Below are 11,313 nucleotides of genomic sequence, written 5' to 3'. Positions count from 1 at the left end.
CGCCCGCGCCCCGGCCGGTCCGCCGGCCGCGGACCTGGCGGCCGTCCGCCGCACCGACGCCCTCATCGAATCGCTGGCGGCGCGGCGCCCGCCCGTGACCGCCGCCGCCCCGCACCCGGCGCCGCCCGCGTGCGCCGGCGACGACCCCGACCCGGCGGTGCGGCTGCTGCACGCGCTGATCATCGACGTGGACGAGCAGACCGCCGACCCCGCCCCGCCGGCGCCGCCCGCGCCGTCCGGGCCCGGCCCGCGCCGCCGCGGGTCCCGCACGATCGTCGCGCTCGGCGTGGCGGGCGCCGTCCTCGCCAGTACCGGCGTCGCGGCGGCGGGCGGCGGCGCCGACCGCTCCACGGGCGCCGCGCCGGCGCCGCGAGCGTCCGAGCACGCCGCCCCGGCCGCCATGCCCGCCGCGGCCGACGCCGACGCCGCGACCCGCGCCCGCCCGCAGGAGCCGTCCGCCGCGCCGGCGCCCGTGCCGGAACCGACGAGGACGGGCAGGCCGTCCCGCGGCGGGGAGCGCGAGGACATCACGCGCCTCAAGCGCCGCCTGGACGACCTCTTCCCGCCCCGGCGGCACCGCGAGCGCCGCCCGGAGGGCCCGGTCAGGATCACGCGCGCGGCCCCGTCCGACCGCCCGGAGGCCGCGCCCGGCGACGACCCCGTCCTCGATCTGGACGACCTGGCCGCGCTGCGGCGGGAGGCGGAGCGCCGCACCGACCGCTACCGGGCACCGCGCTGGGACGACTGATCCCCGCCGGCGGCCGGGCCCCGGCGGGCGCTAGTTCTCGTCGCGGCCCTCTTCGCTGTCGATCACGCCGTCGACGTAGCCGCGGGCGTACTCCCAGCTGACGTAGTCGACGGGATCGGGGGACAGGGCGGGCTCGTGGACGCGGGGGAGCCCGGCGTCCAGCAGGTGCCGCAGGTTGCCGTGCAGCAGTTCCCAGTCGATGTAGTGGAGCTTGCCGCAGTCGCCGCAGTCGACGGTGAGGCCGCGCACGCCGAGCGGCTCCAGCAGTGCACGGAAGACCTCCAGGTCGGCGAGGTCGGCCAGCACGTCCTCCCGCTCCGTCACGCTGAGCGGAGCGGCCTCGTCGCCGGGGTCGCCGAGCGCCGCCGCCGGATCCTCCGGGTCTCCGGCGAACGGGTCGAGCGGTGCGTCGTCGTGCACACTCCCACGCTACTGCCGGAGCCCCCGAAAGGTGCACCCCCCGGTCTCCTCTGTGCGCGAACAATTACGCGGAGTGTCCGCCGGGCGGGGGAATGCTCAGGGGCGTCCGGCGTGTTTCCTGATGTCATCAAGGCCACGCGGCCGCAGCGTGCAAGAGCCCGCGCCGGTGCGGGCGGACGCCCTACCATGGGGACAGGGTCCTTGTGACCTGGCCCGATGCCGCAACCGATACGGGAAGGTTGTCATGAACCCCGCCGCCGAGCCCGACAAGTTCCTTCCGCAGGGCCTGACCTTCGACGATGTGCTCCTGCTCCCGGGCTATTCCGACCTCCAGCCCGGCGAGGCCGACACCACGACCAGGCTGACCCGCGAGATCTCGCTGCGGATCCCGCTCGTCTCGGCGGCGATGGACACGGTGACCGAGGCGCGGACGGCGATCGCCATGGCCCGGCAGGGCGGCATCGGCGTGCTGCACCGCAACATGTCGATCGAGGACCAGGCCGAGGAGGCCGACCGGGTCAAGCGGTCCGAGTCCGGGATGATCACCAACCCGGTCACCTGCCTGCCGGACGCGACGCTCGCCGACGTCGAGGAGCTGTGCGCCCGCTACCGGATCTCCGGCGTGCCGGTGACCGACGTGCGCGGCGTGCTGGTCGGCATCGTGACCAACCGCGACATGCGCTTCGAGTCGGACCTGTCCCGGCCGGTCCGCGAGGTGATGACCCCGATGCCGCTGGTGACGGCGCCGGTCGGGGTGGCGCGGGACGAGGCGTTCCGGCTGCTGGCGGGCAACAAGGTCGAGAAGCTCCCGCTGGTGGACGCCGACGGCCGGCTCAAGGGCCTCATCACCACCAAGGACTTCACCAAGAGCGAGCAGTACCCGGACGCCACCAAGGACGGCGACGGCCGGCTGCTCGTCGCCGCCGCCGTGGGCGTCGGCGAGGACGCGATCCGCCGCGCGAAGGCGCTCATCGAGGCGGGCACCGACGTCATCATCGTCGACACCGCGCACGGCCATTCCAAGGGCGTCGCCGACACGATCGCCTCGATCAAGGGCAACTCGGGGGTGCAGGTCGTCGGCGGCAACGTCGCGACCGAGGCCGGCGCGCAGGTCCTGGTGGACGCGGGCGCCGACGCGATCAAGGTCGGGGTCGGGCCCGGCTCGATCTGCACCACCCGCATCGTCGCCGGCGTCGGCGTGCCGCAGATCACCGCGATCTCCGGGGCGGCCCGCGCGGCGCGGCCGGCCGGCGTCCCGGTGATCGGGGACGGCGGCCTGCAGTACTCCGGCGACATCGCGAAGGCGCTGGTCGCGGGCGCCGACACCGTGATGCTCGGCAGCCTGCTCGCCGGGGTCGAGGAGTCCCCGGGCGAGCTGATCTTCGTGCACGGCAAGCAGTACAAGTCCTACCGCGGGATGGGGTCGCTCGGCGCGATGCGCAACCGCGAGCGCGGCGCGTCCTACTCCAAGGACCGCTACGCCCAGGCCGACGTCAGCGCCGAGGAGAAGCTGATCCCCGAGGGCGTCGAGGGCCAGGTGCCCTACCGCGGCCCGCTCGCCAACGTCGCGCACCAGCTCGTCGGCGGCCTGCACCAGTCCATGTGGTACGCGGGCACCCGGACGATCCCCGAGCTGCAGGAACGCGGCCAGCTGATGCGGATCAGCGCCGCCGGGCTGCGGGAGAGCCACCCCCACGACATCCAGATGACCGTCGAGGCCCCGAATTACCAAGGCCGATAGAATCCCCAGGGTAGGAACCCCAACCTGCAACAACCGAAACGTCGCGATCGCGTGCGAAGCCGGGTTCGAGCTTGCGAGAACCTGATCGCGCAGCGAGCCCCCTGGGCGAGTCGGAGCGATGCAGCGATCGCCGCATCGCCCGCCGAGGGAAGGTGCTCCGGCATCTGACGCCGAGGGCGATGAAAGGAACAGAGTGGCTGCTGAGGTGGAGATCGGCCGGGGCAAGAGCGGCCGCCGGGCGTACGCCTTCGACGACATCGGCATCGTGCCGTCCCGCCGGACGCGCGACCCCGAGGAGGTCAGCGTCGCCTGGCAGATCGACGCCTACCGGTTCGAGATGCCGCTGGTCGTCGCGCCGATGGACAGCGTCGTCAGCCCGGCCACCGCGATCGCCGTCGGCCGGCTCGGCGGCCTCGCCGTGCTCGACCTCGAAGGGCTGTGGACGCGGTACGACAACCCCGAGCCGCTGCTCGCCGAGATCGCCTCGCTGGACGACGTCCGCGCCACCCAGCGGCTCCAGGAGATCTACACCGAGCCGATCAAGGAGGAGCTGATCGGCCGCCGGATCGAGGAGGTCCGGGAGGCGGGCGTCACCGTCGCGGCGCGGCTGTCCCCGCAGCGCACCGCCCAGTTCCACAAGGCCGTGATCGACGCGGGCGTCGACCTGTTCGTGATCCGCGGCACGACGGTGTCCGCCGAGCACGTGTCCGGCCGCGCCGAGCCGCTGAACCTCAAGCAGTTCATCTACGACCTCGACGTCCCGGTGATCGTCGGCGGCTGCTCCACCTACACGGCCGCGCTGCACCTGATGCGGACCGGCGCGGCGGGGGTGCTCGTCGGGTTCGGCGGCGGCTCCGGGCACACCACGCGGACCGTCCTCGGCGTCGCCGTCCCGATGGCGACCGCGGTCGCGGACGTGGCCGCCGCCCGCCGCGACTACATGGACGAGTCCGGCGGCCGGTACGTGCACGTCATCGCCGACGGCGGCATGGTCAACAGCGGCGACATCGCCAAGGCGTTCGCCTGCGGCTCCGACGCGGTGATGGTCGGCTCCCCGTTCGCCCGCTCCACCGAGGCCCCGGGCCGCGGCTACCACTGGGGCAGCGAGGCGCACCACGGCGACGTCCCGCGCGGCACCCGCCTCGACCTCGGGACGATCGGGACGATGGAGCAGATCCTGCACGGCCCGTCCCATGTCGCGGACGGCTCGATGAACCTCATCGGGGCGCTGCGCCGCGCGATGGCGACCTCCGGTTACACGGAGTTGAAGGAGTTCCAGCGGGTACAGGTCGTGGTGGCTCCCCGCCGGTCCACCGACTGAGAGCGAACCCACGCCTCGTGCGGAAATTTCCGGGGTGGGCCCATCCTTACTCTTGGGTAGGTACTGCTCGGAAACCGAACGCTGTGGGGGGATAAGCGATGACGGCATCACCGGTGACGGGCCTCGGAAGCTCCCGGCTGGGCCCGGCCGAACGGGCCGCGGCGCTCGATCGGATGGCCCGCGAGGAGTTCGATGTGGTCGTCGTGGGCGGCGGGATCGTCGGTGCGGGCGCGGCGCTCGACGCGGCGACCCGCGGCCTGTCGGTCGCGGTGGTCGAGGCGCGCGACTTCGCGTCCGGCACCTCGTCGCGCTCCTCGAAGCTGATCCACGGGGGCCTGCGCTACCTGGAGCAGTACAACTTCGACCTCGTCCGCGAGGCGCTGACCGAGCGCAGCCTGCTGCTGCAGCAGATCGCGCCGCACCTGGTGAAGCCCGTCCCGTTCCTGCTGCCGACGACGCACCGCGTGTGGGAGCGGGCGTACCTCGGCGCGGGCGTGGCCCTGTACGACGCGCTCGCGTTCCAGATGGGCAGCACGCGCGGCGTCCCGCACCACCGGCACCTGACCCGGCGCGGGGCGCTGCGGCTGGCGCCGTCCCTGCGCAAGGACTCGTTCACCGGCGCGATCCAGTACTGGGACGCGCAGGTCGACGACGCGCGCTTCGTGATGACGGCGCTGCGGACGGCCGCGCAGTACGGCGCCCAGATCGCGTCCCGCACCCAGTGCCTCGGCTTCCTGCGGGAGGGCGAGCGCGTCACCGGCCTGCGGATCCGCGACCTGGAGGGCAACACGACCAGCGAGGTCCGCGCGAAGCAGGTCGTGAACGCCACCGGCGTCTGGACGGACGACATCCAGGAGCTCGTCGGCGGTCGCGGCCAGATCCACGTGAAGGCGTCCAAGGGCATCCACCTGGTCGTCCCGAAGGACCGCATCCACTCCTCGACGGGCATCATCCTGCGCACGGAGAAGTCCGTGCTGTTCGTGATCCCGTGGGGCCGGCACTGGATCATCGGCACGACCGACACCGCGTGGGACCTCGACCGCGCGCACCCGGCCGCGTCCAAGGCCGACATCGACTACGTCCTCGACCACGTCAACTCGGTGCTGTCCACGCCGCTCACGCACGACGACGTGGAGGGCGTCTACGCGGGCCTGCGCCCCCTCCTCACGGGGGAGACCGAGGAGACGTCGAAGCTGTCGCGCGAGCATGTGGTCGCGCACCCGGTGCCCGGCCTCGTCCTCGTGGCGGGCGGCAAGTACACCACGTACCGGGTGATGGCCAAGGACGCCATAGACGCCGTCGCCCACGGCCTGGACGGCAAGGTCGCCGAGTCCTGCACGGACCGCATCCCGCTCGTCGGCGGCGACGGGTTCCAGGCCATGTGGAACGCGCGCCACCGGCTGGCGTCCCGTTCGGGCCTGCACGTCGCGCGCATCGAGCACCTCCTGCGCCGCTACGGCACCCTGCTGGACGACCTGCTCGGCCTGATCTCCGACAAGCCGGACCTGGCCAAGCCGCTCACCGGCGCCGACGACTACCTGCGCGCCGAGGTCGTCTACGCCGCCACCCATGAGGGGGCCCGGCACCTCAACGACGTCCTCGCCCGCCGCACCCGCATCTCGATCGAGACGTGGGACCGGGGCGTCGGCGTCGCCCAGGAGGCCGCCGACCTGCTGGCCCCGGTGCTCGGCTGGTCCAAGAAGCAGCGCGACCGGGAGATCGAGTACTACCGCAAGCGGGTGGAGGCCGAGCGCGCCTCCCAGACGCAGGAGGGCGACCAGGAGGCGGACGCGCACCGGCGCGGCGCCCCGGACATCGTGCCGATAGCGACTCCGTGATCGCGCTCGCCGCCGGCCGGCGCCGCGCTCAGGCGGGCCGGTCGGGGCGGGGCGCCTGCACCAGGGTCTTGCCGGTGGCGTAGAGGTCGGCGGGGACGCGGGCCGGGTCCAGCAGGTGCTGGAAGGCCAGCCCGAAGTCGAGGGCCATGGTGAGGGCGGCGCGGTCGGCGGCGCCGATGCGGTCGGCACCGCCCTCTCCGGCGGTGCCCTCCCCGGGGGCGCCGCCGTCGGCGGGTTCGAGTTCGCGGGCGAGCCGGTCGCGGCGCTCGGCGTACCAGTCGGCGATGCGCCAGCCGGCGGCGTAGTCGCGCATGCCGTAGAGCCAGAACTCGACGAGCAGCAGCGCGAGGCGGCGGGGGCGGTCGTCGGCGGTGCCGCGGCGGGGCGGGCGGCCGGTGACGGCGGCCTCCCGGGCGGCGTCGCGGGCGGCGTCCCGCTCGGCGGCGCGGAGCTCGTCGCAGACCTCCGGGCCGGTGCGGTCGCTGGTGAAACGCTCCATCAGGGCCAGCAGCAGGTCGGTCTTGCCCGCGAAGTTGGAGTAGACGGCGCCCTTGGTGAGGCCCGCGGCCGCCGCGATGTCGTCCAGCGAGGCGCCGTGGATGCCGCGCTCGGCCCAGAGCCGCTCGGCGGCGGCCAGCAGGGCGGTGCGGGTCTGCTCGCGCCGGTCGCGGCGCGGGCGCGGCCGGCCGCCGGACGGCGGCCGGCCGGTCGCCCCCGCCGCTGGCCGCTGGTCGCCGTGGGCGTCCGTCATTCGCTGTTCCCCTCCGTGTCGAGACCCGCGCGCCCCGGGGCGCGCGGTCCGTCCCTCCGTCCGCGGTACGCGCGCCCGAGATTCTCTCCTTCGGGGATACACCGGCGGAGCATGGTCAGTCTCCCGGTTGCGCAAGTCCGGGCGGTTGGAACGCTCCGTTCGGCGCGGCTTGTCAGGTGGGGACGGACGTAACGCGATCAGGTGGGGCATATCACTCCAAGTAGCGCGTTACTTGCGGGTAGCCAAAATGGGCGGGTGGTCATACGCTGCCTGCATGGCATCCCCGACGGTCCCTGCCAAAGGCGCGGCAGAGCACACGCTCCCCCAGACCCTGATCGACCGGCTGGCCTCCCATGTCGCCTCGGACGGCTCCGAGACCGCGACGATCCCCAGTCCGTTCACCGGTGAGCCCCTCGCGACCGTCCCGATCTCCGGTGCCGACGACGTCCGCAAGGCCTACGCGCGCGCCCGGGAGGCGCAGCGGGCCTGGGCGGCGCTGCCGGCCGGCGAGCGGGTCAAGCCGTTCCTGCGGCTGGCGGACGCGCTGGTCGCCCGGCGCGCGGAGATCCTCGACGTCATCCAGCTGGAGACGGGCAAGGCGCGCCGCCACGCGCTGGAGGAGTTCCTCGACGTGGCGCTGTGCTCGCTGTACTACGCCCGGCGGGCCCCGGGGCTGCTGAAGCCGAAGCGCCGGCAGGGCATGATGCCGGGGCTGACGCGGGTGCGGGAGCTGCGGCACCCGAAGGGCGTCGTGGCGCTGATCGCCCCCTGGAACTACCCCTTCGCGCTGGGCGCCAGCGACATCGCGCCCGCGCTGATGGCGGGCAACGCGGTGATCCACAAGCCGGACACCCAGACCTGCCTGTCCAGCCTGTGGGTGCTGGACCTGCTGGTCTCGCTCGGGCTGCCCCGCGACCTCTGGCAGATCGTCGTCGGCGACCCCGCGGAGATCGGCGACCCGCTGCTGGAGGAGGCCGACTACGTCTCCTTCACCGGCTCGACGCGCGGCGGCAAGGCGATCGCGGCCAAGGTCGCGCCCCGGCTGATCGGCTACTCGCTGGAGCTCGGCGGCAAGAACCCGATGATCGTCATGGCGGACGCCGACGTGGAGCGGGCCGCGCGCGGCGCCGTCCGCGCCTGCTTCACCAACGCCGGGCAGCTGTGCATCTCGATCGAGCGGATGTACGTCCACGAGGACGTCTACGACCGGTTCGTGCCCCGGTTCGTCGAGCTGGTCAAGGGCATGAAGCTCGGCACCGGCCTCGACTTCGAGGCCGAGATGGGCTCGCTGACCCACCGGCGCCAGCTGGACGCGGTGACCCGGCACGTCGACCAGGCCGTCGAGGAGGGCGCCACCGTCCTCGCCGGCGGCAAGGCGCGGCCCGACGTCGGCCCGCTGTTCTACGAGCCGACCGTCCTCGCGGACGTCAGCGGCGACATGGACCTGTGCGCGAACGAGACGTTCGGGCCCGTCGTCGCCGTCTACAAGTACCGGGACGAGGACGAGGTCGTCGCCCGCGCCAACGACACCGACTACGGGCTGAACGCGTCGGTGTGGACGAAGTCCCCGGCGCGGGCCCGCCGGCTGGCCGCCCGCATCCAGGCGGGGACGGTCAACATCAACGACGGCTACGGCGCCGCGTACGCCTCCTACGACTCGCCGATGGGTGGGATGAAGCAGTCGGGCGTCGGACGCCGCCACGGGGCCGAGGGCCTGCTGAAGTTCACCGAGGTGCAGACCGTCGCGAGCCAGCACCTCATGGACCTCGAACCGCCCGCCGGCATCGGCTACGACACGTTCGCCGACTACATGGCGAACGGCATCAGGCTCATGAAGAAGCTGCGGATCAAGTAGGGAAGCGCCCGTGAAGCATGACTTCGACGTGCTGGTGGTCGGGTCGGGGTTCGGCGGCAGCGTCGCCGCGCTGCGGCTGACCGAGAAGGGGTACAAGGTCGGCGTGATCGAGGCGGGGCGCCGCTTCGACACGAACCCGGCCGGCGCACCCGGGTCCCGGTACCCGCAGCTGCCCAAGACCAACTGGCGGATCGCCCGCTACCTGTGGGCGCCGGCGCTCGGCCTCACCGGCATGCAGCGGATGCACCTCATCCGGGGCGCGAAGTCGAGCCGCGTGATGGTGCTCGCGGGCGCGGGCGTGGGCGGCGGGTCGCTGAACTACGCCAACACGCTGTACGTCCCGCCGGAGCCGTTCTTCAAGGACCGGCAGTGGGCGCACATCACCGACTGGCAGGACGAGCTGGCGCCCTACTACGAGCAGGCCAAGCGCATGCTGGGCGTCGTCCAGAACCCCACGACGACCGAGGCCGACAAGGTCATGAAGCGGGTCGCCGACCGGATGGGCAAGGGCGACACGTTCGTCAAGACCCCGGTCGGCGTCTACTTCGGGCGCGGCGCCGGGATCGAGAGCGCCGACCCGTACTTCGGCGGGGCGGGCCCGCGCCGCCGCGGCTGCCTGGAGTGCGGCGAGTGCATGGTCGGCTGCCGCCACGGCGCGAAGAACATGCTCACGGAGAACTACCTCTACCTGGCGGAGAAGGCCGGTGCGCGGGTGATGCCGCTGAGCCGCGTCACGTCCGTCCGGCCGCTGCCCGGCGGGGGGTACGAGGTCGCGATCGTGCGGACCGGCTCGTTCGGCCGCGACCGCAAGACGTTCACGACCGGGCAGGTCGTGTTCGCCGCCGGCACCTACGGGACGCAGAAGCTGCTGCACAAGCTCAAGGCGACCGGCGCGCTGCCGCGCCTGTCGGACCGGCTCGGCGCCCTGACCCGCACGAACTCCGAGGCGATCCTCGGCGGCGGGCGCGGCAACGGGAAGCCGGGGCCCGACTTCTCCGAGGGCGTCGCGATCACGTCGTCGTTCCACCCGGCCCCGGACACGCACGTCGAGCCCGTCCGGTACGGGCGGGGCTCCAACCTGCTCGCCGGGCTGCAGACCCTCCTCGTCGACGGGGACCGGCCGGGCGAGCGGCACACGCCCCGGCTGCGGAAGTTCGCCCGCGAGGTGGTGCGCCGCCCCCGCGACCTGATCCAGCTGTTCGACGTGCGGCACTGGTCGGAGCGGACGGTGATCGCGCTGGTCATGCAGACCCGCGACAACTCGATCACGCTGCGCCCGAAGAAGGGGCCGTTCGGCTGGGACGTCCGCGCGTCCGCCGGGCACGGCGAGCCGAACCCGACGTGGATCCCGGAGGGCCACGAGGCGACGCGGCTGATCGCCGAGGAGATCGGCGGCATCGCGGGCGGCACGTGGGGCGACCTGTTCGACGTCCCGATGACCGCGCACTTCCTCGGCGGCTGCCCCATCGGCGACTCCGCCGACTCCGGCGTCATCGACGCCTACCACCGCGTCTACGGGCACCCCGGCCTGCACATCGTGGATGGGTCCGCCGTCTCGGCCAACCTGGGCGTGAACCCGTCGCTGACCATCACGGCCCAGGCCGAGCGCGCGATGTCGTTCTGGCCTAACCGGGCCGAGGACGACCCGCGCCCAGCCCTGGGTGAGGCTTACCGCCGCATAGGGCCCGTCCTGCCGAAGAACCCGGCCGTCCCGGCCACGGCTCCGGCGGCCTTGAAGCTGCCCATCGTCGACATCACCTGATCCCTTCACCAGAGGGTGAGAGCCCACCGCGAGCAGTGCTCGCGGTGGGCTCGCAGGGGTGTTCAGGTCAGGCGCGGTAGGCGGCCCACTGGGACTGCATGCGCGCGTTCTGGCCCGGCGTGAACTCGTACATGCACGAGTCGTAGCTGTAGTCCATGAAGTTGTGGATCGGGTCTGCGCCCGGGGACGAGCAGGTGTCGCGCCCGGTCGGGCAGCCTGAGGCGGGGCTCTGCTCGGCTGGGGTGTCGGAGACGCGGTCTCCCTGGCCGCCGCATCCGCCCTGGAACGTGTGGTAGAGCCCCATCCAGTGGCCCACCTCGTGGGTGGCGGTGTCGCCCTCGTTGTAGTTGCCCAGGGAACCGCCCGGCAGGCTCTGGTAGTGGATGACGACGCCGTCCATCGACGGCTGGGAGCGGTAGCTGCTCGGGAACGTCGCCCAGCCGAGGAGGCTGGAGCCGAGGTCGGCGGTGTAGACGTTGAGGTCCTGCGCGTTGCCCGTGTGCAGGGCGTTCTTCATCTGGCTCTCGTAGCCCTCCGGGTTGGAGAACCAGGCCGCGTTGTTCGTGCGCCTGATCTCCGCCAGCGTGAACGTGACGCCGCTGCCCGAATAGGCGTTGTTGAGGACGTCGAGCTGCCGGCCCAGGACCGTGTCCGAGACGTTGCCCGCGCTGCCGTAGACGACCTGGAAGTGCACCCTGACCGTGATGGCCGCGGCCGTGTGCGCCTTCTTGAGCTTGCCGACGCGGTTCTGGAAGTCCTTCTCCATCGCGGCGACCTTGGCCGCGCTCGGCTGGTTCCGTTCGGTGGCGTGGGCCCCGGCGCGGACGCGGGCCTGCGCGGGCTGTTCGACGCAGGCGTTGGACGTGGTGGACGGGGC

Annotated in this window: 8 protein-coding genes and 1 pseudogene; 6 read left to right on the top strand and 3 right to left on the bottom strand. The window is 73.0% G+C overall.

Features of this window, described 5'->3' with window-relative positions; genetic code table 11:
* Positions 1 to 748, top strand: a pseudogene (locus tag ETD96_RS45175) (hypothetical protein); the annotation flags it as partial.
* A gap of 30 nt (positions 749 to 778) precedes the next feature.
* Here ETD96_RS45175 and ETD96_RS31490 read toward each other — a convergent pair.
* Positions 779 to 1,168: a DUF5319 domain-containing protein gene (locus tag ETD96_RS31490; RefSeq protein WP_089324405.1), complete on the bottom strand. Its 390-nt coding sequence runs from the start codon at positions 1,166 to 1,168 to the stop codon at positions 779 to 781.
* A 244-nt stretch (positions 1,169 to 1,412) separates the two neighbouring features.
* Between ETD96_RS31490 and guaB the strand changes: the two genes are divergently transcribed.
* The 3 genes from guaB to glpD all read left to right on the top strand — a co-directional run bounded on the left by guaB (position 1,413) and on the right by glpD (position 6,068).
* Positions 1,413 to 2,909 carry an IMP dehydrogenase gene (gene guaB / locus ETD96_RS31485; protein WP_138640125.1) on the top strand — a complete coding sequence of 499 codons (1,497 nt, stop codon included), beginning with the start codon at positions 1,413 to 1,415 and terminating at the stop codon, positions 2,907 to 2,909.
* Between the two features lie 205 nt (positions 2,910 to 3,114).
* Positions 3,115 to 4,230, top strand: a complete 1,116-nt coding sequence (locus tag ETD96_RS31480) for a GuaB3 family IMP dehydrogenase-related protein (RefSeq protein WP_138640126.1) — start codon at positions 3,115 to 3,117, stop codon at positions 4,228 to 4,230.
* Between the two features lie 98 nt (positions 4,231 to 4,328).
* Entirely contained in the window at positions 4,329 to 6,068 is a 1,740-nt protein-coding gene (gene glpD, locus ETD96_RS31475; protein ID WP_138640124.1) for a glycerol-3-phosphate dehydrogenase, read from the top strand.
* Positions 6,069 to 6,096: 28 nt separating this feature from the next.
* On the opposite strand, the gene ETD96_RS31470 is transcribed toward glpD, so the two are convergent.
* Positions 6,097 to 6,819, bottom strand: a complete 723-nt coding sequence (locus ETD96_RS31470) for a TetR/AcrR family transcriptional regulator (RefSeq protein ID WP_138640123.1) — start codon at positions 6,817 to 6,819, stop codon at positions 6,097 to 6,099.
* A gap of 274 nt (positions 6,820 to 7,093) precedes the next feature.
* Between ETD96_RS31470 and ETD96_RS31465 the strand changes: the two genes are divergently transcribed.
* On the top strand, positions 7,094 to 8,674 hold the full coding sequence (locus ETD96_RS31465; RefSeq protein WP_138640122.1) for a succinic semialdehyde dehydrogenase: 1,581 nt from the start codon (positions 7,094 to 7,096) through the stop codon (positions 8,672 to 8,674).
* Between the two features lie 10 nt (positions 8,675 to 8,684).
* Positions 8,685 to 10,436: a GMC oxidoreductase gene (locus ETD96_RS31460; protein ID WP_138640121.1), complete on the top strand. Its 1,752-nt coding sequence runs from the start codon at positions 8,685 to 8,687 to the stop codon at positions 10,434 to 10,436.
* 67 nt (positions 10,437 to 10,503) lie between these two features.
* Here the strand turns inward: ETD96_RS31460 and ETD96_RS31455 are convergent.
* A partial coding sequence (locus tag ETD96_RS31455; protein ID WP_138640120.1) for a zinc metalloprotease occupies positions 10,504 to 11,313 on the bottom strand: 810 nt, incomplete at its 5' end.

It is taken from the genome of Actinomadura geliboluensis (assembly GCF_005889745.1).
In the GTDB taxonomy this organism is placed as follows: domain Bacteria; phylum Actinomycetota; class Actinomycetes; order Streptosporangiales; family Streptosporangiaceae; genus Spirillospora; species Spirillospora geliboluensis.
This window is presented reverse-complemented; position numbering and strand designations above follow the sequence as displayed.